We start from the raw sequence: 23,529 nt of genomic DNA, 5'->3' as shown, positions 1-23,529 counted from the left end.
CGCAGCGATCTTGCAGTTTTGGTGGGGACAAATAGGTGCATCTCACTTGTATCGCGCACCCAAAGTGCAAGATCGCCGCGGGCGGGGCGGGGCGGGGCGGGGGCGGGGCGGGTTAGCGGGCGGGGCGGCGGGTGCCGGCGGGGTGGGCGGCGGCGGGGCGGGCGCGTTCCGGGCGGGATCCGCCCGGGCGGGTGCCCGACCAGCGGTACGGCCGGCGGTGGTGCGGTGGCGGTTCGGCGCCGCCGGGGTGCCGTGCCGCGTCGTCCCTGGACATCTCGTACCCCCGCTCCTGGCGCGAGCGCGCCCTCACCGGTTCAACGACCCGGCCGCCGGGCGGGTCGCTGTCGGACACCGTGGAGTCGGATCAGTGACCCCGGCGGGGCAGCGGGAGCTGGCCGGGGAGCAGTTCCGGGGTGAGCGTCACCCCGGTGGCCCGCAGCGCCTCGACGACGATGTTCTGCACCAGGTACGAGTCGGGCAGCCGCCAGCGCGCCTGCTCCGGGGCGACCGCCCACCGCACCGGGCCCTCCGGCAGCCGGGTCGGCGGGGCGGCGACCCACGAGCCGGGCCCGTGGCGTACGACGTGGAAGCAGTGCTCCAGCTCGGGGCGGAGCGGGTCGCCGGGGCGGACCAGGAACATCCACCGGCCGGTCGGGGTCACCAGCACCGGGCCACGTACGGCCGGGCCGGCGGGGTGCGACGGGATCGCGTCGAGGACGTGCCGGCCGAGGTGGGCCGCCACCTCCAGCACGTCGAAGGCGCGTCCGGTGGGGAGCAGCACCCCGTGCGGGCGGCTGCGCCACCAGGTCGCCACCCGGGCCGGGTCGGCGCTGGCGGCGTGCTCCCAGTCCTCCAGGGCGGGGTGGCAGCCGACGGTCGGGCAGCCGGCCCGGCCGCAGACGAAGCGGCTGCGGGCCAGGCAGGCGCCCGGGGTCACCTCCCAGCCGTGCACGGCGTACCGCACGGCGATCCGGCGCAGCCGGACCCGTTCGATCGACGACAGTTGAGCGACCCGCGGTCCGACGTTCCCCCACATTCTCCTGATCTCCCCTCGCCCCGAACGAACGTCCCGTCAGGCGACGTGTCGAGCGCCGTCACTGCCGTAACCCGCGATCGTTGAGCTGTCGAACGGCTCGTGCAACTTGCACGAAAAGTACGAGGACTGGCCGTACGGCTGACGCACAACCTGTGCGACCAGCGAAAACCTGATTCGGACGGACCGCCGCGCCCGCGTGGGGGTCGGCCGGGTGATCCACCGGACGGCTGACGAGGGGGAGGAGCAAAGGATGGACGAGCTACCCATAGGGCGGCGGGTCGCCTACTGGCGCGGGCGGCGCAAGATGTCCCAGCAGGTCTTCGCCGACCGGCTCGGCAAGTCCAAGAGCTGGGTCGACAAGGTCGAGCGGGGCGTACGCCGGCTCGACAAGTTCTCCGTCCTCTACGAGATCGCCGACATCCTCCAGGTCGACGTGCAGCTGCTGCTCGGCAAGGACCCGGAGCGGCGCACCGACGCGCTCAACTGCATCGACCAGATCGAGGTGCAGGAGATCCGGGCCGCCCTGGAGCGGTACGACTCGATGAGCGCGTACTTCGACGCCGCGCCGTACCCGCCGCCGCTGGCCGACATGCGCAAGGCCGTCAACCACGCCTGGCTCACCTACCAGTACGGCCGCTACGGAATGCTCACCCGGGCCCTGCCGAAGCTGCTGCGCGACGCCCAGGCCGCCGACGCCGGCTACGGCGGCGAGCAGGCGAAGGAGGCCGCCCACCTGCTCGGGCAGGTCTACCAGATCGCCTCCTCGGTGCTGCGCAAGCTCGGCGAGTGCGACCTGGCGTGGCTGGCCGCCGACCGGTCGATGGCGGTCGCCCAGCGCGCCGACGACCAACTGCTGGCCGGCGTGGCCACCACCCGCGTCTGCAACGCCCTGGTCGCCATGGGCCGGGCCCGCCCCGCGCTGGAGCTGAACGTCACCATCGCCAACCGGCTCGCTCCGGGCGGCATGAACGACGCCGGGCCGGAGCGGCTCTCCGTCTACGGGATGCTGCTGCTCCAGGGCGCGATGGCCGCCGCCCGGATCGGCGACTCGGCGACCGTGGACGACCTGTTCAACGGCGCGCACGAGGCGGCCACCATGCTCGGCAGCGACCAGAACCACTACTGGACCTCGTTCGGGCCGACCAACCTGGAGCTGCACCGCGCCGCCGCCGCGATCGAGCTGGGTGACGGCGGCCGGGCCGTGGACATCCACCAGCGCATCCCGGAGCCGGCGTTCAACGCGCTGCTGCCCGAGCGCCGCGCGCACCACCTGCTCGACATCGCCCGGGGGTACGCCCAGATCGGCGACGTCGCCAACGCCGGGGAGATGCTGCTGCGCGGCGACCGGCTCGCCCCCTCGGAGATCCGCTGCCGGCCGATCGCCCACGAGGTGATGTCGGACGTGCTGCGTCGCACACGGGGTGCGCCGCCTCCGCCGATTGCGGAGTTGGCTGAGCACATGGGAGTCGGAGTATGAACGCGGTGCCGGCCGGATGAGCGGTCCGCACCCCACCAGCGAGCGCCGCGAGGTGCTCTACGTCATCGCCTGCGGTTCGCCGCTGGCACGTCACATCGGTCGCCTCGTCGAGCTGGCCCAGCAGGACGGCTGGGAGGTCTGCGTGGTCACCACGCCGGACGGGGCGAAGTTCGTCGACCGGGCCGCGCTGGCCCGGCAGACCGGCCATCCGGTGCGCACCCACTACAAGAACGCGGGTGACCCGGACCTGCTGCCCCCGGCCGACGCGATGATCGTCTGCCCGGCGACGGTCAACACCGTCAACAAGTGGGCGGCGGGGATCACCGACACGCTCGCCCTGGGCCTGCTGATCGAGGGGCAGGGAAAGGGGCTACCGGTGGTGGCGGTCCCGTTCACCAACGCCGCGATGGCCGCGCACCCGGCGTTCCAGACCGGCCTGGCCCGGCTGCGGGAGTGGGGGACCACGGTGCTCTACGGCGAGCACGTCGTACCGCTGCACCCGCCGGGCACGGGTGAGCGTCACCTGCACGCCTTCCCGTGGGAGGCCGCCGTGGCGGCGCTGCCCGGCCGGTGCCGCGCCACCTCGGCCGCCTGACCCGGACCCGCCCCGCCCGTCCCGGCCCGCCCGCGCCGCCGGCGGCGCGATCCGTCCGGCTGATCGACTCCGTGTCGGCGTCATGGCGGTGTCCCACCACCGCGCACCCCGCCACATCGCCGACACGGAGTCGATCATCGGCGTGCGGGGCGGGCACGACCTCGGGCGGGCGGCCGGAACCCGAGCCGGAACCTGGGGCGGGCCGGCTGTGCCGGGGAACACGGCCGACGGCCGTGGCCGTGCTTCCCGGTCCGCGCCGGTAAGCTGACCGGCCGTGAGCACAACCGCAGCCCCACCGACCGTGGCCGACGTGGTGGCGGCGCTGGAGCGCCGGTACCCACGGGCCTGGGCCGAGGAGTGGGACCGGGTCGGCCTGGTGCTCGGCGAGCCCACCACCGTCGTACGCCGGGTCGCCTGTGTGGTCGACGTGGTGCCGGAGACGGTCGCCGAGGCGCTCGCCGCCGGGGCGGACATGATCGTGGCGCACCACCCGCTGCTGCTGCGCGGCGTCTCCTCGGTCGCCCCGACGACGTACAAGGGGCGGATCGTGCACGACCTGATCCGCGCCGACGTGGCGCTGTACGTGGCGCACACCAACGCCGACGTCGCGGACCCGGGCGTCTCCGACGCCCTCGCCGCCCGGTTCGGGCTGACCGGGCTGCGCCCGCTGCACCGCCCGGCCCCGGGCTCGGCGGCCGACGGGCCGGGCCGGGGGACCGGCCGGATCGGTGAGCTGCCCGCCCCGATGACCCTGGCCGAGCTGACCCGGCACGCCGCCGCCGTGCTCCCCGCCACCGCCTGGGGTGTCCGCGCCGCCGGCGACCCGGAGCGGGTGGTGCGTACCCTCGCGGTCAGTGGCGGCGCCGGCGACTCCTTCCTCGCCGACGCGACCGCCGCCGGGGTGGACGCCTTCCTCACCGCCGACCTGCGGCACCACCCGGCCGGCGAGCACCTCGCCGCCGGCGGTCCGGCCCTGCTGGACGCCGCCCACTGGGCGACCGAACGACCCTGGCTGGACGACCTGGCCGCCCACCTCCGGGCCGACCTCGGCGTGGAGACCGTGGTGTCCGACCTGGACACCGACCCCTGGACCGTGCACGCCGCCGCGCCCGCACTGGACGACAAGGAGCCCCACCGTGAAGGCTGAACCCCAGGTCCAGCGCCGCCTGCTCGACCTCCAGGCGATCGACACCTCCCTGGCCCAGCTCGCCCACCGCCGCCGGGCGCTGCCCGAGCGGGCCGAGCTGGAGGCCCTCGCGCGTGAGCTGTCCGCGCTGGAGGACGAGCGGGTCCGTGCCCAGGTCGCCGTCGACGACCTGGACCGTGACATCGCCCGGCTGGAGAAGGACATCGACCAGGTCCGCGCCCGCAAGAGCAAGGACGAGGCCCGGCTCGCCGCCGGCACCGGCCCGGCCCGCGAGCTGGAGGCGCTCCAGCACGAGCTGGTCTCGCTCAACCGCCGGCAGGGCGACCTGGAGGACGCCGAGCTGGAGCTGATGGAGCAGCGGGAGACCGCGCAGGGCGTACTCGACGGCATCGAGGCCAAGCTGGCCGACGCGCGTGAGCGGCGCGCGGCGGCGGAGCAGCGCCGTGACGACAGCCTGGCCGAGATCGCCAAGGAGGAGGAGTTCAAGAAGACGGCGCGCAAGCCGCTCGCCGCCGACCTCCCCACCGACCTGGTCACCCTCTACGACAAGATCCGCGCGGACACCGGCCTGGGCGCGGCGCTGCTCACCGCCGGGCGCTGCGGCGGCTGCCGGCTGGAACTCTCCGGCGCGGACCTGGCCCGGATCCGCAAGACGGCCCCGGACGACGTGGTCCGCTGCGAGGAGTGCCGCCGGATCATGGTCCGCACCAACGAGTCGGGTCTGTAGCCGGTGGCGGTGCGCGCGGTCGTCGTCGAGGCCGACGGCGGGTCCCGGGGCAACCCCGGGCCGGCCGGCTACGGCGCGGTGGTCCGGGACCGGGACTCCGGTGAGGTGTTGGCGGAACGCTCCGAGGCGATCGGGACGACCACCAACAACGTCGCCGAGTACCGGGGGCTGATCGCCGGTCTGGAGGCCGCCGCCGAGCTGGGCGCGTCCGAGGTCGAGGCGCGGATGGACTCCAAGCTGGTGGTCGAGCAGATGTGCGGTCGCTGGCAGATCAAGCACCCGGGGCTGCGTCCCCTGGCCGCGCAGGCCGCCGCGCTGGTCGACCGCTTCGACTCGGTCCGGTTCAGCTGGATCCCCCGGGAGCGCAACAAGCACGCCGACGCGCTGGCCAACGCGGCGATGGACGCCGCCGCAGGCAAGGCGGTCCAGCGGGTCGAGGCCCAGGCGCCGCGCGAGGTGGCCGCCCCCGACTCGCCGGCCCGGGTCGCCGCCCGGGAGGCGGCCGCCCGCGCCGCGACCCGTACCGCCGGCAGCGACCCGGCGACGGTCAAGCCGTCCTGGGAGCCGCGGCCTAGCTTCACCGCCACCCGGCTGATCCTGGTCCGGCACGGCGAGACCGAATGGACCGTCCAGCAGCGCTACGCCGGCCGTGCCGACGTGCCGCTCTCCGACACCGGCCGGGCCCAGGCCCGGGCCACGGCCGCCCGGGTGGCCCAGCTCGCCCCGTCCGTCGCGGCCGTGCTCAGCTCACCGCTGTCCCGGTGTACGGCCACCGCCGAGGCGATCGCCGTGGCCCTGGGCGACCTCCCGGTACGTCGGCAGGACGACTGGATCGAGTGCGACTTCGGCGACTGGGACGGCAAGACCTTCGCCGAGGTGCGCGAGGGCTGGCCCGGTGAGCTGGACGCCTGGCTCGCCTCGACCCGGATCGCCCCGCCCGGCGGGGAGTCGTTCGCCACCGTCGCCGAGCGGACCGCCCGGGCCGTGGCGGGGCTGCGGGAGGCGTACCCGGGGGAGACCGTGGTCGTGGTCTCGCACGTCTCGCCGATCAAGCTGGCGCTGCGCGACGCCCTGGCGGCCGGCGACGATTTCCTGCACCGGCTCTACCTGGACGCGGCCGGCATCTCCGTGTTCGACATGTGGCCCGACGGCGGGGTCGCGGTCCGCTCGGTCAACGACACCGCCCACCTCGCCGCCCGCTGACCGCCCGGCCGCCCGGCCGTCGACCTGTGCCGTTCGGCGCAGGCCGGCGGCCGTTCGGCGCACCGGGCTCCTCCGATTGAACGTGACCGCGCTCACACGGTCGTAGCCTCCGGCCGTCACATGGCGAGTTACGACTTACCGGAGGTGTGTATGGCTGCACCGGACCCGGAGACGCCGCAGGCGGCGTCGTCCAGGGCGAAGGACCACAGTCCCTGGAACTGGTTGCTCTTCATCCCGATCGTGGTGCCGCTGATCCCGGCCCTCTTCAACACGGACTCGCCCCGGATCCTCGGCTTCCCGCGCTTCTACTGGCTGCAACTGGCCTACATCCTGCTCGGCGTGGCCACCACGACGCTGGTCTACCAGATGACGAAGAAGCGGGGTGGCCGCTGATGTGGCGTGACCATCTCACCGAGATCATCATCTTCACGGCGCTCTTCCTGCTGGTCAGCGCGATGGGTTTCGTGGCGGCCCGGTGGCGGGCGCCGCGCGACATGGCCCATCTCGACGAGTGGGGGCTGGGCGGACGCAACTTCGGCGGCTGGATCACCTGGTTCCTCGTCGGCGGTGACCTCTACACGGCGTACACCTTCGTGGCGGTGCCGGCGCTGGTGTTCGGCGCGGGCGCGATGGGCTTCTTCGCGGTGCCGTACACCATCGTCATCTACCCGCTGGTCTTCCTGGTGCTGTGCCGGCTCTGGTCGGTCTCGCACCGGCACGGCTTCGTCACCCCGGCCGACTTCGTCCGTCGCCGGTTCGACTCGCCGGTGCTGGCGCTGCTGGTGGCGATCACCGGCATCGTCGCGACCATGCCGTACATCGCGCTGCAACTGGTCGGCATCGAGGCGGTGCTCAAGACGATGGGCGTGACGGGGGAGAGCGCCCTCGCGCGGCACCTGCCGATCATCATCGCCTTCGCGATCCTCGCCGCGTACACGTACCAGTCGGGGCTACGGGCGCCGGCGCTGATCGCCTTCGTCAAGGACACCCTGATCTACATCGTGATCCTGGTGGCGGTGCTCTGGCTGCCGTACAAGCTGGGCGGCTGGGGTGCGATCTTCGACTCCGCCGAGGCGAAGTTCGCCGCGTCGCCGAACCCGGGCGACGGGATCCTGCTCAACGCCAACAACCAACTCCAGTACGTCACCCTGGCGTTCGGCTCGGCGCTGGCGCTCTTCCTCTACCCGCACAGCATCACCGGCGTGCTGGCCAGCCGGAACCGGGACGTGATCAAGCGGAACATGTCGGCGCTGCCCGCGTACAGCCTGCTGCTCGGGCTGATCGCGCTGCTCGGTTACATGGCCATCGCGGCCGACGTGAAGCCGCTGCCCGGGGCGACGGCCGGCAGCACCGACGGCAACACCGTCGTGCCGGTCCTCTTCGACCAGCAGTTCCCCGACTGGTTCGCCGGGGTGGCGTACGCGGCCATCGGCATCGGCGCACTGGTGCCGGCGGCGATCATGTCGATCGCGGCGGCGAACCTGTTCACCCGCAACATCTACAAGGAGTACCTGAAGCGCGACGCCACCGCGGCTCAGGAGGCCAACGTCTCGAAGATCACCTCACTGGTGGTGAAGGTCGGCGCGGTGGCCTGCATCGTCTTCCTCGACCCGCAGTTCTCCATCGACCTCCAGCTCATCGGCGGCGTGATCATCCTGCAGACGCTGCCGGCGGTGGCGCTGGGCCTCTACACCCGGTGGTTCCACCGGGGCGCGCTGGTCGCCGGCTGGGTGGCCGGCATGAGCCTGGGCATGTGGATGCTCTACCAGATCGGCAACCCGGTGACCGGCCGCAAGCACTTCGCCGGCTCCGCCTTCCCGCTGTCGGAGTTCGGCTTCGACACCAAGAAGACGATCTACGTGGGCATCGTGGCCGTACTGGTGAACCTGGTGGTCGCGGCACTGGTGACGCTGGCGCTGCGGGCGGCGAAGGTCGCCGACGGGGTCGACGGCACCGCGTCCGACGACTACTTCGCCGACGAGGGCGACCCGCGGGTAACCCCCGGCTCCACCCGGGACGCCGACGCCGCCCCGGAACCGGTCGCCTGACCGGGCACAACCGCCCGGGTGACGCGTGTTCCGCGCGTCGCCCGGGCGGTCGGCGGCTCACCGCAGTGCGCGCCAGAGCAGGTACAGGCCGATCACCGTGCCGAAGACCACGATCAGCGTCCTGAGCAGCGCCGACGGCAGTCGGCGGACCAGCCGGGCGCCCGCGTACCCGCCGACCAGCGTGGCCGGCGCGACCACCGCGACCGCCGCCCAGTTCACCGGCCCGAACAGCGCGAACACCGCCACCGTGGTCACCCCGACCACCGCCGAGAGCAGGTTCTTCACCGCGGTCACCCGGGCCAGCGTCGCGTCCAGCACCAGGCCCAGGCCGGCGACCAGCATCACCCCCAGCGCCGCGCCGAAGTAGCCGCCGTACACCGCGCCGACAGCGACCATGGCCTGCACGGCGACGGTACGGCGACGCGGCGACAGGTCACGCGGATGCCCGACCAGCCGGCGCAGCGGCACCTGAAAGGCCAGCACCGCGGTCGCGCCGAGCACCAGGAACGGCACGACCAGTTCGAACGCCCGGGCCGGGGTGGCCAGCAGCAGCAGGCAGCCCAGCAGCGTGCCCGCGACGGTGGTCGGCACCAGCGTGGCCAGCTTCCGGCCCGGCGGCAGGTCGGCCCGGCTGCCCGCCACGCTGGACAGGTAGCCGGGGCAGACCGAGACGGAGTTGCTGACGTTCGCCGGTACCGGCGGCAGCCCGACCGCGATCAGCGCGGGAAAGGTGATCAGCGAACCCCCGCCGGCCACCGCGTTCACCGTGCCCGCGGCGAGACCGGCGGCGAGCAGGAGCGCGGCGTCGGAGAGATCCATGGTGCCCCGAGGCTAGTACGCCCCGGTCGGGAACGCTCGGGGTCGGGTTCTCTCAACCTTCGAGGCCCCTGCCGCGTCGTTCCCTTCGACGGAGCGCGACGAAGGGAGCCGAGGTGCGGGATCGACACGGGGGGCCGGGGCGTGGATGACGCCGACTTCCGCGAGTTCGTCGAGGCGCGGTACGCGGAGCTGTTGCGCACGGCGTACCTGCTGACCGGCAGTCGCGACGCCGCGCAGGACCTCGTGCACGACACCCTGCTCAAGGTGATGCGGCACTGGCGCCGGGTCGACGAGCCGATCGCGTACGTGCGTCGGGCGATGGTCAACGAGCGCAACAGCCGGTGGCGGCGGATCGGGCTGCGCGAACTGCTCACCTCCGCCGTGCCCGACCGGTCCGGCCCGGACTCCGCCGACGCCGTCGTCGCCCGCGACGAGCTGCTGGCCGCGTTGGACCGGCTGCCCGCCCGGATGCGCACCGTGCTGGTACTGCGCTACTGGGAGGACCTGCCCGAGGCCGAGGTGGCGCAGACGATGGGCTGTTCGGTCGGGACGGTGAAGAGCCAGGCCGCGCGCGGTCTGGCGCGGCTGAGGGGCGTGCTGGGACGTGGGGTCGTCGAACGGCCGGGGCTGACCGGCAGGCTGATGGGGGAACGGGCGTGAGCGTGGACGAACTCCGGGCGGGACTGTCCCGGATCGCGGCGACGGTGGTGCCGGACGAGGACCCGTACGGCCGCTTCCTGCGACACGCGCGGCGTCGGCGTCGGCGGCGTCGGCTCGCGAGCTTCGGCGCGGTGCTGGCCGCGGTCCTGGCGGCCACCCTGGCCGGTCCCGGTCTCCTCGGCACGGCCGGCCCGGGCCGGACGGTGGACGACATGACCGTCCACGGTCACCCGGTCGACTCGGCGTGGACCTGGCGACTGATCGACTCACCGGCCCGGGGGAACCTGGCCGGGGACACCCGCTTCCTCGCCGAGCTGACCGGGCGGCTCCGGTCCACCGACCGGGTGTCCGTCGCCCCGGAGCTGTCGACCGTGAAGGTGCTCTGGGCGGACGACTCGACCGGCCTGCGCAGTGTCGTCCTCGCCTACCACTCCGACACCGCCGCCGCGCTGGTCAGCTTCCGGGCCGCCGCCGGCACCCCGCCGAGGGACCTGGTGCGGGGCGGCACCATGGAGGCGAACCTGCCGGCGGAACCCTTCGTCGCCCTGGACGTCAGCCACGACGAGCACCGCCGGCTGCTCGGGCTGGCGCCGGCCGGCTGCACCCTGGCGTACGACCGCTCCGGCCGGCTGACCGGCGCGGTGTACCGGCGGTGGAAGCCGGCACCCGGCGGCGACCACCTGATGGTCGAGCACACCCTCGCCCGCGGCTGGTGGCGGGTCGAATGCGACGGCCGCCTGCGGCAGGCGGGACCGCTGCAACCGCACGGCTGGCGGGTCGACACCAGCTGGCGGAGACCACCGGGCGTCCGGCCGGATCCGGCGAGGGCCGACTGGCCCACGGTGCGGGGCGCGGACGTCACGTACCGGAACCTGGTGGACCTCAGCGCCCTGGTCGGCGCGTCGCCGCCCGAGGTGCGCTGGGCGGGCCGGCTCGACGGGGACGAGGCGGTCCTCGCCGGGACGTCCGGGAGGGACAGCCCTCTGGTGCTCCAGGTGGGTGCCGGCGGCGACGGGCTGGTCGCGCTCGCCCCCGCCGGGCAGGCCGGACCGGACACCCCGCGCGCGGACCAGCCGGGGCAGGGCAGGCTCCCGCTGGTCGCCACCGGCGTGACCGCCGCGTACGACGTGGCCGCCGTCCGGGTGCCGGCCGTCGTGGACGGGTACCCGGTGCTCACCGACCGCCTGCTGGTGGTGCCGCGACGCAGCGCCGTACGGGTGGAGGCGGTCGCGGACGGCCGGGTCCGCGCCACCGGCCCGGTACGCGACGGCGCCGCGCTGCTCACCCTGCCGCTCGGCGCGCGGGTGACCCTGCGCGCGGTGGACGGCACGGGCGGGGTGGTCGGCTCGGGGGTGCTGCGGGAGCCGGCCCGCGGCGAGCGGCTCTTCAACGAGCCACTGGTCCGGGACTGGTAGCGGGGGAGCCGTCGACGGGGGCACGGCCCGGTGGCGGGGTGGAAATGGGCGCGGCCCCCGCGTCGTTAGGATGAAGGCGCGACGGACGAGTCGACCGGGCGGTCGCGTCGGCGGGCTCCGGCCCGCCGCCGAGGAACGTCCGGACTCCACAGGGCAGGGTGGTTGCTAACGGCAACCCGGGGTGACCCGCGGGACAGTGCCACAGAAAACAGACCGCCGGCCCGATACGGGACGGTAAGGGTGAAACGGTGGGGTAAGAGCCCACCAGCACCCCGGGTGACCGGGGTGGCTCGGTAAACCCCACCCGGAGCAAGGCCAAGAAAGGGCCGTCACCGCAAGATGACGGCTCGGCGCAGACGCTCGAGGGCTGCCCGCCCGATGTCTGCGGGTAGGCCGCAGGAGCCTGTCGGCGACGGCAGGCCGAGATGGATGGCCGCCGCCGGCGCGGATCCCGCGAGGGGTACGCGCCGCGCACAGAATCCGGCGTACAGGTCGACTCGTCCGTCGCCCACCAGCTCAGAGCCGTGATCAAGGCTCTGAGCTGGCCTCTTATCTGGCGCCGTTGGTTGACCTTGGTCATCGTCGCGTGGTGTTTGACGGCCTGGCCACGGCCTGGGACGGCCTGGAGACGGCCTGGGCGCCGGGTCAGTTGGCCTCGCCTCGGTCTGGCGCGCTCTGCCGTCTGAGGACCCTTCCCGGCCGGCGCATGGGGACCTGAGTCGATGGCCGGCGGCGGTGGGGAGGCCCCACGTCCTGGCGGCGGAGCTGGTGCCGCGACCGGGTGATCCGGTGGCAAGCCGGTTCCGGTGTTGGACTGGCGCGGCAGCCGGAAGCCCCGACGCACGACCAGGCCGACCGCTGGCTTCCGTAGCGGCCTCCGTGGTCCCATCCGTGGATGGGATGGGACGAGCGCGTGCCGGAGCTGCTGGCGCACTTGGGGGAGATGGGTCTGATCGGGCTCGTCAAGGTTGACGGCGAGCGGGAGCACAAGCCCTGGACAGTGGTGATCTCTGGCCAGCGGCTCGAAGGTGCGTCGATCAGGCTCGACGGCAACAGCCTTGACTACTGCCTGCGCCATGCGGTCGCCGCGCTTCGTGAGCGCTTTCCGGGCGAAGTCGCTCTGGGCTGAGCTTCGATCGTGGGGGGTGTCCCGGCGGCTGTCGGTGACCTGATGCCGGCCAGCGAGGAATGTAGCCGCCGCGCAATCGATGATCTTTTCCAAGAACCCCCGTCCGCAGGCTGATGTACGACCTTGGTCGAGTGGCAGCCGTACGAGTGATTCTGCGCGTTGCGGATGTCGTTCTCCGCGCGTCATCCAAGGGCACGTATCAGTGCCGGGGCGGCCGCCGCGTCGGCTGCGAAATTCGCTGTCCGGTCGTCGGAGCACAGTGGTAGAAAGCCGGGTGCACAAGATTCTCACGTTCTCTGATCATCTGCGGCTGATCAGCGAACGGTCGACCGCCTTCCGCGCTGCGGTCGCCGCAGCACCCAGCCTCGACCTGCAGGTGCCGACCCATCCTGAGCGGACGCTGTTCGACCTCGTGCAACACGTGGGAATGGGCCGCCGCAAATCAGCCGCAATCGTCGCAGCAGGGCCCGCAGACGCGCCTCCGGAGAAGTCGGCTTGGGAGGACGGCCTGGGTGCGCCTCGGGAACGCGAGGCTCTGCTGGCCTGGTGGACCGAGTCCGTCGAGCAGTTGACGAGCGCGCTGCGTGAGGCCGGCCCGGATCGCGGTTGTTGGACGTGGTGGGATGACTCGCCGTCACCGCAAACCTCTGGTGCATGGGCGCGGCGCCAGGTTCCCGAGATCGCGGTGTTCACCTACGACGCCCAGCTCACGGTGGGTGCCCCGCAGCCGCTACCGGAGGAGGTCGCCCTCGACGGTTTCGACGACTGCCAGTTCACCCTCTGCGCGACGACGGTCGCCTGGCCACACGACCCCGCCATCGTCGATTACCACGCCACCGAGGGCCACTCCTGGCGCCTTCGGCTTTCCCACGACGGAGCGCAGGTCGCCCACCTCACGCCCGCTGCCGGCGAGGACCCCGACACGGCCGACGCCTCCGCCCGTGGCACGGCCAGTGACCTGGTCCTGTTCTTCTACGGCCGCATACCGCTGGATTCGCTGACGTTCGAAGGCGACCGTCGCATCTTCGATCAGCTCGCAGCCTGGGACCCGTCCGTGTGACAACCGACGACATGCGATCTTCGCACCTGCGACGTCTGACGGCCTGCAGCGGCTGTCGCCAGGCTCCGCCCCCGGTCAGCACGGGTGCGATGATCTTAATCCGGCGACCAGGTCGACTCGTCCGTCGCCCACCGGCTCAGAGCAGCTATCAAGCTCTGAGCCGGCCGTTTTGTCTGGTGCCGTTGGTTTCTTCGCGTACCCGCTCAGCTCGATCGGCGGCGCACCCGATAGCGCAGGTGAAGCACCCGGTTGCCCTGAATCACCACGTCAGGATCCTCCAACAGGTGCTGCGCGTCGACCGACCCGAAGTAGCGCTTGCCGGACCCGAACACGACAGGTACGACGTCCATGCGTACCTCGTCGACCAGGCCTGCGGCAAGCACCTGGCCACCGACCTCGCCGGCGGCGACCTCGACCATGCGGTCACCCGCAAGCTCCTGCGCCTTGGCCACGGCTGCCTCGACGCCGTCGACGAAGTGGAACGGCGCCTCGGGGTCCCAGCCCTCGGGCTCCGGCCGGTGCGTCACGACGACCACGTGGTCGATTCCGCCCGGAGGCTTCCCGTCCCAGCCGTCCGTCATGTCGAAGACGTGGCGGCCGACGATTGTCGCCCCGATCTGCTCCCAGTACGGCCGGGTGTAGTCGTAGGACGTCTGCGACACCGTCAACTCGCCGCTGGAGTCCAACGGGACGTCACCGCTGGACAACCAGTCGAACAGCGGTCCGGGCTGGTCATTCTCGTCCGCGACGAAGCCGTCCACCGACACCGAGCTGTACATGACCACCTTGCCCACGGGGCGCTCCTCTGCTTTGGGATGCCCCCATATTGGCGTGTCGTGAGCTGTCGCTCTTGTACGAAATCAATCGGCCGGCAGCGGCCAGCTGTCCAGTACGTGGCCGGGATGCTCGCGCAGGAACTGCCGCCGGACTTCGACGTACCGGGTCGGCGTCAGCCCGGTGAACGCCCGGAACTCATGGCCGAAGTGGGCCTGGTCGAAGTAGCCTGCGCCACCGGCGAGGTCGCCCCAGTCGATCGGTCCGGCGGGGTTGATCGCGAACACGGTGGCGGCGAAGCGGCAGGTGCGGGCCAGCCGCTTCGGCGTGACGCCGATGAGCTCCTTGAACCGCTGTGCCAGATGAGTGCTGCTGACACCGGCTGCCACCCTCAGGTCGCCGATCGCCACCGCCCCGCTGGTCGCTGCGATGACGCTGCTCGTACGGCGGACCAGCCCCAGGCCGGCGGTCTCGGACAGCCGTCGCATCAGCTCCTGCTCGAGCAGCGTCAGCATCTCGTGCGGTCCGTCCGCCGTGGCCAGCCGGTCTCGCAGCTCAGCAATGGCGGGCCGGCCCCACACCTGCTCCACCGTCACCGGCCGGTCACACAGCTCGGCCGCGGGCATCGGCAGGAACGGCGCCAGCCCCCACGGCTTGAAGTGCACGCCGACGGACCGGGTCTCCGGCGGATAGCCGAACTCGAAGGCGCGGGTGGGCACGGTGACCACGCAGCCGTCGGCGTACTCGGCCGTCTCGATGTCGGTGCCGGCGCGGATGCGGAACGGCGCCCCGAGGTTGACGATGAGCAACGCCGCCGGCATCGGCGGCAGCGTCAGCCGGGCGTACGGCGACGCACCCTCCAGGTAGTAAAGGTCGTCGATCAGCCCGTCCAGCGGCGGTCGCGGCACTCCGGACACGTACTCCACGCCCACAGCATCGCCGACGCCCCGCCTCGAAACACAGCGCCACGAGATCCTCGGATAGGCCCGGAGCCCCGGGCCTATCCGAGTAGTCAGCGCTTTGTCTCGTACCTGGTCAGGACCACGCCGCCAGGGAACGTCCGGGTCTCCAGCAGGGTCAGGTTCACCCAGTTGTCCAGGGCCGCGAAGAACGGCGTGCCGCCACCCACCAGGACCGGATGGGTGACGATCGCGTACTCGTCGATCAGCCCGTTCCGCATGGCCACCGCGGCGAGTGTGGCGCCGCTGATGTCCATGGGGCCGCCGTCCTCGGCCTTGAGCCGGGTGATCTCGGTGACCGCGTCGCCGGTGACCAGGCGGGTGTTCCCGTCGACCGTGCTGGTCGTCGAGGAGAACACCACCTTCGGCATGTCCCGCCAGCGGCGGGCGAACTCGATCTGCGCCGGTGTGGCACCCGGTTGCTGGTCGGCGGTCGGCCAGTGGGAGCTCATCGTCTCCCACAGTTTGCGTCCGTACAGCGCCGTGCCTGTCGCCCCCACCCGGTCGGACCACCACTGGAACAGCTCGTCGCTCGGCACACTCCAGCCGAGGTCGTCGCCGGGCGCGGCGATGTAGCCGTCCAGCCACCATCCCGCAGTGGGCCTGGCGGTCCGCGACGGCCTGGATCTGCTGGCCGAACTCTCCTGCTCATCGGGTGCGGCGGAGGGCCGCGTCGAGGTCGTCGAGGTGACGTGAGACGGGGCCGGCGGTGAGCATGCCGCTGCCGGCCCCGGCCAGTTCGTCGGCGGCCGGCAAGAGTTCGATCCGGGCGCGTCTCATCACCGTCCGGTCGTCCAGGGCGATCGCGGCTCGGGCGGTGAGGCACCACAGGGCCTCGAACAGCAGGTCGCGCGGCGGATCCGGAACCTGCCGCAGCGCCGCGGCGGCATCGGCCGGGCGGTTGCGTCCCAGCAGGACGAGGGGACGCACCCAGGGCGTGTGCGGGCCCCATTCGGTCCCGTCGTCGAAGTGGGCTGGTTCCCCGTGCGACACCCGCAGGCACAGCAGGGCCAGCGGTAGGAGGCCCCGCTCGACGCCCGGCATGCCGGCGTCGGCGAGCCGTGCCGCCCCGTCGCGGTAGGCCGCTTCCGCGGCCTGTGGCGACGGCTCGGTCGCGGCCAGTCGCAGGGCGCGGTACCACTGGGTGAACACGCCGACCAGGGGGCGGTCGTACCGCTCGGCGAGCCGGTCCGCTGCGGCTGCGTGCCGGTCGCCGGTGGCGAAGTCCGCGAGCGCGCTGCGGGCCTGCAGCCGGACGAGATGACCGAGGATCTCGAACGTCCCCAGTCCGTGCCGAGCGGAGAGCGCGACGAGCTCGGCACCGATCCGGTCCCGTTGGGGAGCCAGGCCCGCGCGGTGAAAGGTCTGCATGAACACACCGTTCAGCGCGAAGGCCAGCAGGGCCGGGTCGCCCAGGCGGCGCGCGATCCGCTCCGCCTCCTCGGCGGCCTCGAGTCCGCGCGCCGCGCGGGTCCCGCGTGACTCCACCGCGATCGTGGCCAGCAGTCGGGCTCGGGTGGCCTCGGACGAGTCGGATCCTAGGGCGGTCAGGGTCCGCTCGGCCGCCGCCACGATCTGCGCCGCCTGCACCGGATCGTCCGACCGCGTCCAGATCGCGGGCACGTCGTAGCCGCCGATCACCCGGGCGGTGAGATCAGGATCGCCCAACTGCTCGGCGGCGGCGATGGCCGCGATCCGCTGCTCCCGGGCCGCCTCGAGTCCGCTCGCCCCCGTCACGGCGAGACTTCGCAGCAGGCCGACCGTCGACTCCAGCCGAGAGCCGGAGCCGGACGCCACCGTACGGTCGTACGCCGCTGCGGTCTCCGCCCAGACCCGTTGCGGTCCCGGTGAACCCGGACCGTCGCCGACCCGATCGGCCTGGCGGAGGATGTCGGTCTCCAGGCGGCGCAGTCGCGGGCTCGGATCGACGCCCAGCTGTTCCAGGAGCAGGCTGCGGGCTCGGCGCAGCACCGCGAGCGCATCACCCTGGCGTCCCGTGCGGTACAGGGCGAGCGCCAGCAGCCGCCACGCCTCCTCCCGCCACGGATGCTCGGCCACGTGCGCGTCGAGATCGGGTACGACGTCCGAGGCGCGCCCGACGTCCAGTCGCGCCTCGGCCCGCTGCTCGATCGCGTTCAGCCGTACCTGTTCGAGGCGGGAGCGCTCGACGCGCGACCACGGCTCGTCGTCGACGCCGGCCAACGCGGGCCCCCGCCACCAGCTCAGGGCACGATCGAGCCTCTCGAGTGCCTCGTGCGGGGACGCCGTGGACGCGACGGCGACCTCGTCCTCGAACCGCCAGGCGTCGACCGCATCCGGCGCCAACCTGAGCGCGTAGCCCGGGCCCTCCGTGACCAGCAACCGAGCCGACTCGCGCGGTGCACGCTGCGGCTCCAGCGCCCGCCGCAACGCCGCCACGAACGTGCGGACGCTGCCCACCGCTCCCGGTGAGGGCTCCTGCCACAGATCATCGACGAGGCGGTCGACCGGTACGACCCGACCGCGCGCGACGACGAGTCGCGCCAGCACCGCGCGGTGTTTCGGCCCTTTCAGGTCCAGCGGCGCGCCGACGCCGTCCCAGGCGACGACCGGCCCGAGAACACCGATGCTGACCTGCACTGACCGAACCGCCCTCCGCATTTGCGCTCAACGTATCGCGCTCATCGTCTGCTCATCCGCGACCGGCAGGCTGGGGATCGTCCGGCCGACGAGAAAAGGACGATCATGACAATTGCCATTCCCGGGTTCGACTACCAGCGCGTCGCGGTCGACGATGACGTGACCTTGAACGTGGCGGTGGGAGGTACGGGCAGCCCGATCGTGCTGTTGCACGGCTTTCCCCAGACCCACCTCATGTGGCGGCACGTCGCCGGCGACCTCGCCACCGACCACACCGTGATCTGTCCCGACCTGCGCGGCTACGGCGCCAGTGACAAGCCCGCCGCGCGCGAGGCCGACACGTACTCCAAGCGGACCATGGCCGCCGACATCGTCACCCTCGCCGGCAAGCTCGGCCACGAGCACTTCGCCCTGGCCGGGCACGACCGCGGTGCCCTGGTCGCCATCCGCGCCGGCCTCGACCATCCCGCGACGATCACCCACCTCGCCGTCCTCGACGTCCTGCCGACGCTGGACATGTGGGACATCCTGCACGGGTCCTCCGCCGCTGTCGCCTTCCACCTGTACCTGATGGCCCAGCCGCCCGGCCTGCCCGAGCAGATGATCAGCGCCAGCCCGGACGCCTTCTTCGGCTACTTCCTCGACCTGTGGGCCGAGAACCCCCGTGCCATTCCCGCGGACCTTCGGGCGGAGTACCTGAGAGCCTCGCGCGAGGCCGTCCCCTCCATCGTCGCCGACTATCGGGCCTCGGCCGGCATCGACATCGAACAAGACCGGGCCGACCGAGCCTCCGGGAATCGGCTGCCCATGCCGGTCACCGTCGTCCAGCAGGACTGGGGAGCCGTACTCGGCTACGACGCCGCCGCGCTGTGGCACACCTGGGCTGCTGATCTGGACCACCGAACCACGTCGGTCGGGCACTTCATGGCCGAGGAAGCGCCGGACGAGATCGTCAAGGCCCTGCGCTCCCTGCTCGCGCGGTAGCGAAGCCGTGTTGCGTCATCCCGGCTGGTGCGCGTACGGGCGGCTGCGCTCGGCTGCCCGTACCACGGTCGGGATGGCCAACCCCACCAGCACGAACACGCCGCCGAGCAGGAGCCAGCCGGGTGCGCCCCAGGTGACGCAGAACAGGGCGAGGACGGACGGCGCCGCGACGTTGGCCAGCCCGGTGCCGAATCCGAAGAGCCCGGTGTACTGGCCCTGCGCGTGTGCCGGCGCCAGCCCGAAGCGCAGTTCCAGCGAACCGGCGCTGTGCCACAGTTCGCCGACGGTGTGCACGCCGATGCCGACGAGGACGACGGCTGCGGCGAGCCTGCCCGGTAGTCCCGCGGCCGCCGCCATCGCCGCCATGCCCAGCAGGAACGCCACGCCGGAGCGGCGCATCACCCGGGCGGCGGCGGTGGTGGTGTCGACCCCACGACTCGCCCGGACCTGGAGCAGCACCACCAGGGCGGTGTTGAGCAGGGCCGCCGCGCCGACCAGCCACCGGGGCGCGTCGGTGTGCCCGACGATCCACAGCGGCAGGGCGAAGAGCAGCACCTGGTGGTGGATCGACAGGACGCCGTCGAGCACGGTCACCGCGAGGTACCCGCGGTCCCTCAGCGCCGTCCACCGTCCGCTTCGGGGAGGCGCCGGCAGGGGTGGCAACGAGGGCAGCGCCGCGACGACGGCGGCGCAGGCCAGGAAGCTGACCGCGTTGCCGAGCACGAGGGCCACGTACGCCGTACGCGTGTCGAGGTGGACCGCGAAGCCGGCGGCGACAGCGGCGCCGCTACCGGCGAGATTCGCCACCGAGCGCAGGTACGCCCGGTAGCGGGCGAGCCCGTCACCGCCCACGCCGCGCACCAGCGGCCCGCGCGCGGCCATGCCGGCCGCCCGGGCCAGCTCACCCACGCAGAGTGTCGCCACGAAGAGCCAGAAGGAGTGGACGAGCACCAGTGCGGCCATCGCCAACCCCTGTACGCAGAGGGTGAGCAGGTAGATCTCCCGTGGGCCGCGCCGGTCGGCCAGGTGTCCGACCGGCACCCCGGCGAGCAGCCCGACCACGCCGGCGATGCCCATGCCGAGGCCGACCTGCGTGACGGAGAGCCCGACGGAGCGGGTGAAGAAGAGCGCGGAGGCGACCATGAACACACCGCTGCCGACCATGTTGACGAAGGTGGCCAGGGCGAGGACGCGTTGGGACCGGGTCGGCGGCACCAGTCCCCGGCGGATGAGCCAGGACCCCCTGGCGGCTGCGGTGCCGGACGTCTGGACGTCCGGTAGATGAGGCGCGACGGGCATGGCGAATCGTCCTTCCCCCGTGGAATGCAGGCCGATACTGCCGAGGTCGGCGGTGCCGGGGAATCGGCTCGATGCTCGATACCGGCGGGTGGGGAACGCTGATAGTTTCGTTACCGAGGATGAGCGGCACGAACGGCTTCGATCCGGTGGTGCGGCCGACCTAGACTGCCGGCGGTGGACCCCCGTGCCGCCCGGTTGCTCGCCTGGCCCTTCGCCCTCGCCGCCGCCGCGCTGCGCTTCGCCTCCGAGTGGTGGCTGGAACCGCTCACCTGGCGGCTCACCTCCGCCGCCGCCGGCCTGGTCGCCTGGCTCGCCGTGGGCGCGGCCGGCATCCTCGTCCCGCTCGGCGTCTACCTGCTGCTGACCCGCAGCGCACGTCGTCGTCCGGCCACCTTCGAGGTCGACGGGCGGGCCCGTCGGTTCACGGCCCCGACCGCCCCGGCGTGGGTAGGACCGTGGTCGATCGTGGTGGGCTGGCTGACCGGTGGCGTCGTCATGGTCGAGCGGGTGCCCGGCGAGGACCGGGTACGCCTCTTCGACACCGGCGCCGTCCTGGTCGTGGAACTGGTGGTCGTCGCGCTCGTCCTGCTGCTCATCGGGGTCTTCCTCTGGTCCGACCGGCCCCGCCTGACCCTCGATTCGCAGGGCATCACGGTGCGGGGCCTGTTGCGCCGCACGACCGTCCGGTGGGACCGGCTGGTGCCCGGCGGACCGCCGGCCCCGTCGGGGAAGAGCACCGGCGTGCTCGTCCTGGCCGAGATCCCCGTACCGCCGGGACCCCGCGCGGTGCCGCGTACGGTGCCGGTGGGCCGGGCGCACGTCGATCCGGTCTTCCTGGCCGGCGCCGTCCGCCACTACGTCGCGGCCGCGGAACACCGACCGGCCATCGGCACCCCGGCCGAACTGGACCGGCTGCGCGCCGCCCTGGCCTCCTGAGCCGCGCGGCCGTCACAGGTCGACCCGTCGCGGTACGCCCGCCGGAGCCAGGCGGCTGTGCTGGTCGTGCGGGCGTCGGCCGACCGGCCCGGGACCGGGAGCGGCGGCCACCCGGCGATGGGTGACCGCCGCCGTCCCTCCTGGTTCCGCCGGCCCTCCGCCCCCGGCGGAACTACAGCGGCAGCCGAACGATGTCGTACTCGACGTCCGGCGCCGGCGTGGTGTCGAACCGGCCGTTGACCACGTACAACGACGAACCGAAGCGATCCCCGGTAGCCGGCACCTGGAACGCCGGGGAATCGAGTTCCCGGACCAGGGTGCCCGACGTGAACGTCGCGTCCAGCCGGATCTCGGCCGCCAGGTTGGTGAGGTTGCGGATGACGTGCAACGTGTGGCCACGCAGCACCAGCCCGTCACCCCGGGACAGCGAGTACCCGCCGAGATCGACGACGCGACTGGCGCCGGTGGTGGCGTCCACGCGGACCAACCGTCCGAGGAGCATCTGCACGACCAGCAGGTCCCCGTCGGGCAGCGCGACGATGCCGTTGTTGAAGGCGCCCGCGTCGGCGGCGGGACCGGACAACGTCAACACCTCGACGGCGTCGGCCTCGGGCAGCCGATCGCCGGGTCCCAACGGGACCACGTAGAGGACCGGGCGGGTCGAGTCCGTGAAGTACGCCGCCGTCCGCGTGATCACCAAATCGTTGATCAGACTCCCCGGCTGGTCGGTGAACTGGTACTGCTGGAGCCGGGCGCCGGTACGGGCGTCGTAGACGGTGGCGCCGCCTCCCGAGAAGTCGGCGGTCCAGAGCCGGTTGTGTCGGTCTACCTTCAGACCGGCCTTGTCGGTGCCGGGCGTGCCGGGGATGAAAACCGCACCCCGGCCGGTACGGAGGTCACCCCGCCAGACGGCGCCATCGAGGATCGATCCCACGTAAACGGTGGTGCCTCGGCCGATGGTCAAACCTTCCGGTGCGAAGCCGTCCGGCAACGAGATGGTGGTCGGGAAAGCACCGGTGGCGGCCGCCGGCCCACCGGTGCTGCCGGTCACCACGACGGTGATCAGCGGCACGAGCAGTGACGCGAGAAATGTGCGCAAGTGGAACCACTCCCTCACTCGTGATGGGTCTGTCACAGAAGGGAGCACCTTGATGCGCGGACCGGTTGTCACGGCCGGGCGACTCTTCGATGTCGGTGCTCGACAGCAGCCGGACACGACGGGGTCGCCCGAGCCTCACCGGACGGATCGGCCCGCGTCGTCGAACTCGTCCCAGGTCGTGCCGGCGGGCAGGTACCACGTGCCGGGGTCGGTGCCGAGGGCACGGGCGATGACCAGGCGGGCGTGCGCGTCCAACTCGGGCAGCCGGTCCGGCGGGAACCACTCGACCGCCACCGACTCGTCGTCGTTGACCCGTGCGGTGCCGGAGAGCAGCCGGCAGTGGAAGCCGAGGTTGAGGTACTCGCAGCGGTCCCCGTTGGGGTACGTGTGCGGGTGCGAGACGACGCTGCTCAGCCGGATCGGCTCGACGACCAGCCCGGTCTCCTCCTCGACCTCGCGCACCACGGCGGTGGCCGGCTGCTCGCCCGGCTCGACGAAGCCGCTCACCACCGACCAGCGGCCGTCGTCGGCGCGCCTGCCGAGCAGCAGCGCGCCCGCGTCGTCGCGGACCACCGCGCTGACACTCGGCAGCCAGAGCAGTTCGTGGCCGACGTGCTCACGCATCCGCAGGATGTAGTCCGGTACGCCCATCCGGCGACCCTAACCGCCCGCCGCACCGCCCGGCCCGCCGTCACGCCGCCCGGACCGTCACGTCGCCCGGCCGTCCGGACCGTCACGTCGGGCAGGGCACCCGCTCCATCGCCGCCGGTCCGGGGCCCGGGCCCACCACCTGCGCGAAGCACCCCGCCGCGGTGGCCCGCTGCCAGCCGAACAGGCTCGTGGCGGTCTTCACCACGCGTACCCGGAAGACCAGCCGGACCCCGGCGGCGCCGGACTCCACGGCGAGCACCTCGACCCCGTCGACCCCGCCAGCGACCCGGCGCAGCGCCGCCTGCCCCGCCGTCGGATCGGCCAGCAGTTGTGACCGGGTCCGTTGCGCGGTCGCGGTCACCGCCCGGTCCGCCCGCTGCTCCAGCCGGTGCTGCGAGCGGTCCCGCAACAGCGGCGCCGCCACCGTCACCACCGCCACGGCCAGCACCGCCACCACGCCCCCGGCGACCAGGCCGCGCCGTGCCCGTGCCGATGTTCCTCCCCCGAAACGCACGCCCGGATTCTCCGTCACCGACCCCCGCTCCGGCTGCCCCGTCGCACCGGGGCGCGGGTTCCGCCGTTCCGGCCCGCCCGCTCGGCAGCACGTCTACTGTGGAGACGGCGCGGGTATTTGCGCGATCCGGTGGCGGTCGGGCTGCTCCCGGTGCACAGTGATCTCATGAACGACAGCGGAAGTGGTGGGCACTACTACTGGTGCACGCGACACCACCGGGTCGAGACCGATGCCGACGTGTGCCCTGCGAAGCACGTTCTCGGACCGTACGACTCGGCTGCCGACGCGGAGGGCGCCCTGCAGAAGGTGCGGGAGCGCAACGAGGCGTGGGAGGCCGAGGACGCCCGCTGGGCCGGGGAGGGCAGCTAAACGGCGCGG

25 protein-coding genes and 1 other RNA gene are annotated in these 23,529 nt (G+C 72.7%); 15 read left to right on the top strand and 11 right to left on the bottom strand.

The genetic code is table 11. The annotated features are described in order from the left end of the window. Positions 1 to 112: 112 nt before the first annotated feature. Together ACPFP2_RS14035 and ACPFP2_RS14030 are read right to left on the bottom strand one after the other, a co-directional pair. Positions 113 to 274, bottom strand: coding sequence for a hypothetical protein (locus ACPFP2_RS14035; RefSeq protein WP_424089591.1), 162 nt, complete (start codon positions 272 to 274; stop codon positions 113 to 115). A 90-nt stretch (positions 275 to 364) separates the two neighbouring features. After that, the gene (locus tag ACPFP2_RS14030; protein WP_424089590.1) at positions 365 to 1,036 is read right to left on the bottom strand and encodes a bifunctional DNA primase/polymerase; all 672 of its coding nucleotides are present in this window, start codon (positions 1,034 to 1,036) and stop codon (positions 365 to 367) included. 250 nt (positions 1,037 to 1,286) lie between these two features. On the opposite strand from ACPFP2_RS14030, the gene ACPFP2_RS14025 reads away from it, so the two are divergent. The 7 genes from ACPFP2_RS14025 to mctP all read left to right on the top strand — a co-directional run bounded on the left by ACPFP2_RS14025 (position 1,287) and on the right by mctP (position 8,233). Then, positions 1,287 to 2,513 carry a helix-turn-helix domain-containing protein gene (locus ACPFP2_RS14025; protein ID WP_424089589.1) on the top strand — a complete coding sequence of 409 codons (1,227 nt, stop codon included), beginning with the start codon at positions 1,287 to 1,289 and terminating at the stop codon, positions 2,511 to 2,513. A 16-nt stretch (positions 2,514 to 2,529) separates the two neighbouring features. Further along, complete coding sequence (locus ACPFP2_RS14020) at positions 2,530 to 3,108, top strand: flavoprotein (protein ID WP_424089588.1); 579 nt, start codon at positions 2,530 to 2,532, stop codon at positions 3,106 to 3,108. 274 nt (positions 3,109 to 3,382) lie between these two features. Beyond that, entirely contained in the window at positions 3,383 to 4,255 is an 873-nt protein-coding gene (locus tag ACPFP2_RS14015) for a Nif3-like dinuclear metal center hexameric protein (protein WP_424089587.1), read from the top strand. Further along, positions 4,245 to 4,982 (top strand): zinc ribbon domain-containing protein, encoded by a 738-nt coding sequence (locus ACPFP2_RS14010; RefSeq protein WP_424089586.1) that lies wholly within the window; start codon positions 4,245 to 4,247, stop codon positions 4,980 to 4,982. Before ACPFP2_RS14015 ends, ACPFP2_RS14010 begins: the two co-directional genes overlap by 11 nt. 3 nt (positions 4,983 to 4,985) lie before the next feature. After that, positions 4,986 to 6,185 (top strand): bifunctional RNase H/acid phosphatase, encoded by a 1,200-nt coding sequence (locus tag ACPFP2_RS14005; RefSeq protein WP_424089585.1) that lies wholly within the window; start codon positions 4,986 to 4,988, stop codon positions 6,183 to 6,185. A 150-nt stretch (positions 6,186 to 6,335) separates the two neighbouring features. Further along, on the top strand, positions 6,336 to 6,578 hold the full coding sequence (locus tag ACPFP2_RS14000; RefSeq protein WP_424089584.1) for a DUF3311 domain-containing protein: 243 nt from the start codon (positions 6,336 to 6,338) through the stop codon (positions 6,576 to 6,578). Further along, entirely contained in the window at positions 6,578 to 8,233 is a 1,656-nt protein-coding gene (gene mctP, locus ACPFP2_RS13995) for a monocarboxylate uptake permease MctP (protein WP_424089583.1), read from the top strand. Before ACPFP2_RS14000 ends, mctP begins: the two co-directional genes overlap by 1 nt. 57 nt (positions 8,234 to 8,290) lie before the next feature. Here the strand turns inward: mctP and ACPFP2_RS13990 are convergent, their stop codons facing one another. Beyond that, positions 8,291 to 9,052 carry a sulfite exporter TauE/SafE family protein gene (locus tag ACPFP2_RS13990; RefSeq protein ID WP_424089582.1) on the bottom strand — a complete coding sequence of 254 codons (762 nt, stop codon included), beginning with the start codon at positions 9,050 to 9,052 and terminating at the stop codon, positions 8,291 to 8,293. A gap of 141 nt (positions 9,053 to 9,193) precedes the next feature. Here ACPFP2_RS13990 and ACPFP2_RS13985 point away from each other — a divergent pair, with 141 nt between their 5' ends. The 5 genes from ACPFP2_RS13985 to ACPFP2_RS13965 all read left to right on the top strand — a co-directional run bounded on the left by ACPFP2_RS13985 (position 9,194) and on the right by ACPFP2_RS13965 (position 13,316). Beyond that, the gene (locus ACPFP2_RS13985; RefSeq protein ID WP_424089581.1) at positions 9,194 to 9,712 is read left to right on the top strand and encodes a SigE family RNA polymerase sigma factor; all 519 of its coding nucleotides are present in this window, start codon (positions 9,194 to 9,196) and stop codon (positions 9,710 to 9,712) included. Continuing rightward, positions 9,709 to 11,127 carry a hypothetical protein gene (locus ACPFP2_RS13980; protein WP_424089580.1) on the top strand — a complete coding sequence of 473 codons (1,419 nt, stop codon included), beginning with the start codon at positions 9,709 to 9,711 and terminating at the stop codon, positions 11,125 to 11,127. Before ACPFP2_RS13985 ends, ACPFP2_RS13980 begins: the two co-directional genes overlap by 4 nt. An 86-nt stretch (positions 11,128 to 11,213) precedes the next feature. After that, an RNA gene (rnpB, locus tag ACPFP2_RS13975) (RNase P RNA component class A) lies at positions 11,214 to 11,631 on the top strand. Between the two features lie 391 nt (positions 11,632 to 12,022). After that, positions 12,023 to 12,256: a hypothetical protein gene (locus tag ACPFP2_RS13970; protein ID WP_424089579.1), complete on the top strand. Its 234-nt coding sequence runs from the start codon at positions 12,023 to 12,025 to the stop codon at positions 12,254 to 12,256. Positions 12,257 to 12,530: 274 nt separating this feature from the next. Beyond that, positions 12,531 to 13,316 (top strand): maleylpyruvate isomerase N-terminal domain-containing protein, encoded by a 786-nt coding sequence (locus ACPFP2_RS13965; RefSeq protein WP_424089578.1) that lies wholly within the window; start codon positions 12,531 to 12,533, stop codon positions 13,314 to 13,316. 203 nt (positions 13,317 to 13,519) lie between these two features. Here ACPFP2_RS13965 and ACPFP2_RS13960 read toward each other — a convergent pair whose 3' ends face one another. The 4 genes from ACPFP2_RS13960 to ACPFP2_RS13945 form a co-directional block, all read right to left on the bottom strand. Continuing rightward, positions 13,520 to 14,110 carry a dihydrofolate reductase family protein gene (locus ACPFP2_RS13960; RefSeq protein WP_424089577.1) on the bottom strand — a complete coding sequence of 197 codons (591 nt, stop codon included), beginning with the start codon at positions 14,108 to 14,110 and terminating at the stop codon, positions 13,520 to 13,522. A 66-nt stretch (positions 14,111 to 14,176) separates the two neighbouring features. Continuing rightward, a complete protein-coding gene (locus ACPFP2_RS13955) occupies positions 14,177 to 15,016 on the bottom strand; it encodes a helix-turn-helix domain-containing protein (RefSeq protein ID WP_424089576.1) in 840 nt (279 codons plus the stop codon). A gap of 86 nt (positions 15,017 to 15,102) precedes the next feature. Next, positions 15,103 to 15,621: a dihydrofolate reductase family protein gene (locus tag ACPFP2_RS13950; RefSeq protein WP_424089599.1), complete on the bottom strand. Its 519-nt coding sequence runs from the start codon at positions 15,619 to 15,621 to the stop codon at positions 15,103 to 15,105. Positions 15,622 to 15,697: 76 nt separating this feature from the next. Then, positions 15,698 to 17,668, bottom strand: coding sequence for an AfsR/SARP family transcriptional regulator (locus ACPFP2_RS13945; RefSeq protein WP_424089575.1), 1,971 nt, complete (start codon positions 17,666 to 17,668; stop codon positions 15,698 to 15,700). A gap of 105 nt (positions 17,669 to 17,773) precedes the next feature. Here ACPFP2_RS13945 and ACPFP2_RS13940 point away from each other — a divergent pair, with 105 nt between their 5' ends. Further along, positions 17,774 to 18,652, top strand: coding sequence for an alpha/beta fold hydrolase (locus ACPFP2_RS13940; protein ID WP_424089574.1), 879 nt, complete (start codon positions 17,774 to 17,776; stop codon positions 18,650 to 18,652). A 15-nt stretch (positions 18,653 to 18,667) separates the two neighbouring features. Here the strand turns inward: ACPFP2_RS13940 and ACPFP2_RS13935 are convergent, their stop codons facing one another. Next, positions 18,668 to 19,951 (bottom strand): MFS transporter, encoded by a 1,284-nt coding sequence (locus ACPFP2_RS13935; RefSeq protein WP_424089573.1) that lies wholly within the window; start codon positions 19,949 to 19,951, stop codon positions 18,668 to 18,670. A 174-nt stretch (positions 19,952 to 20,125) separates the two neighbouring features. On the opposite strand from ACPFP2_RS13935, the gene ACPFP2_RS13930 reads away from it, so the two are divergent. After that, positions 20,126 to 20,887 (top strand): PH domain-containing protein, encoded by a 762-nt coding sequence (locus ACPFP2_RS13930; protein ID WP_424089572.1) that lies wholly within the window; start codon positions 20,126 to 20,128, stop codon positions 20,885 to 20,887. Positions 20,888 to 21,059: 172 nt separating this feature from the next. Here the strand turns inward: ACPFP2_RS13930 and ACPFP2_RS13925 are convergent, their stop codons facing one another. The 3 genes from ACPFP2_RS13925 to ACPFP2_RS13915 all read right to left on the bottom strand — a co-directional run bounded on the left by ACPFP2_RS13925 (position 21,060) and on the right by ACPFP2_RS13915 (position 23,151). Continuing rightward, on the bottom strand, positions 21,060 to 22,103 hold the full coding sequence (locus ACPFP2_RS13925; protein ID WP_424089571.1) for a superoxide dismutase: 1,044 nt from the start codon (positions 22,101 to 22,103) through the stop codon (positions 21,060 to 21,062). Positions 22,104 to 22,121: 18 nt separating this feature from the next. Continuing rightward, positions 22,122 to 22,637 (bottom strand): NUDIX hydrolase, encoded by a 516-nt coding sequence (locus ACPFP2_RS13920; protein ID WP_424089570.1) that lies wholly within the window; start codon positions 22,635 to 22,637, stop codon positions 22,122 to 22,124. A gap of 82 nt (positions 22,638 to 22,719) precedes the next feature. After that, entirely contained in the window at positions 22,720 to 23,151 is a 432-nt protein-coding gene (locus tag ACPFP2_RS13915) for a hypothetical protein (protein ID WP_424089569.1), read from the bottom strand. Positions 23,152 to 23,316: 165 nt separating this feature from the next. On the opposite strand from ACPFP2_RS13915, the gene ACPFP2_RS13910 reads away from it, so the two are divergent. Beyond that, a complete protein-coding gene (locus ACPFP2_RS13910; protein WP_424089568.1) occupies positions 23,317 to 23,520 on the top strand; it encodes a hypothetical protein in 204 nt (67 codons plus the stop codon). Positions 23,521 to 23,529: the final 9 nt, after the last annotated feature.

The organism is Micromonospora citrea (assembly GCF_049629545.1).
GTDB classification, from domain to species: Bacteria; Actinomycetota; Actinomycetes; order Mycobacteriales; family Micromonosporaceae; genus Micromonospora; species Micromonospora citrea_A.
The sequence above is the reverse complement of the archived record's forward strand: the minus strand, read 5'-3'. Positions and strand labels throughout refer to the sequence as shown.

What these genes read in the sequence shown, in the direction of transcription:
- ACPFP2_RS13990 (WP_424089582.1), bottom strand. Translation starts at nt 9,052, where the DNA reads ATGGATCTCTCCGACGCCGCGCTCCTGCTCGCCGCCGGTCTCGCCGCG.
- ACPFP2_RS13935 (WP_424089573.1), bottom strand. Translation starts at nt 19,951, where the DNA reads ATGCCCGTCGCGCCTCATCTACCGGACGTCCAGACGTCCGGCACCGCA.
- ACPFP2_RS14020 (WP_424089588.1), top strand. Translation starts at nt 2,530, where the DNA reads ATGAGCGGTCCGCACCCCACCAGCGAGCGCCGCGAGGTGCTCTACGTC.
- ACPFP2_RS13920 (WP_424089570.1), bottom strand. Translation starts at nt 22,637, where the DNA reads ATGGGCGTACCGGACTACATCCTGCGGATGCGTGAGCACGTCGGCCAC.
- ACPFP2_RS14035 (WP_424089591.1), bottom strand. Translation starts at nt 274, where the DNA reads ATGTCCAGGGACGACGCGGCACGGCACCCCGGCGGCGCCGAACCGCCA.
- ACPFP2_RS13970 (WP_424089579.1), top strand. Translation starts at nt 12,023, where the DNA reads ATGGGATGGGACGAGCGCGTGCCGGAGCTGCTGGCGCACTTGGGGGAG.
- ACPFP2_RS13940 (WP_424089574.1), top strand. Translation starts at nt 17,774, where the DNA reads ATGACAATTGCCATTCCCGGGTTCGACTACCAGCGCGTCGCGGTCGAC.
- ACPFP2_RS14030 (WP_424089590.1), bottom strand. Translation starts at nt 1,036, where the DNA reads ATGTGGGGGAACGTCGGACCGCGGGTCGCTCAACTGTCGTCGATCGAA.
- ACPFP2_RS14000 (WP_424089584.1), top strand. Translation starts at nt 6,336, where the DNA reads ATGGCTGCACCGGACCCGGAGACGCCGCAGGCGGCGTCGTCCAGGGCG.
- ACPFP2_RS13910 (WP_424089568.1), top strand. Translation starts at nt 23,317, where the DNA reads ATGAACGACAGCGGAAGTGGTGGGCACTACTACTGGTGCACGCGACAC.
- ACPFP2_RS14025 (WP_424089589.1), top strand. Translation starts at nt 1,287, where the DNA reads ATGGACGAGCTACCCATAGGGCGGCGGGTCGCCTACTGGCGCGGGCGG.
- mctP (WP_424089583.1), top strand. Translation starts at nt 6,578, where the DNA reads ATGTGGCGTGACCATCTCACCGAGATCATCATCTTCACGGCGCTCTTC.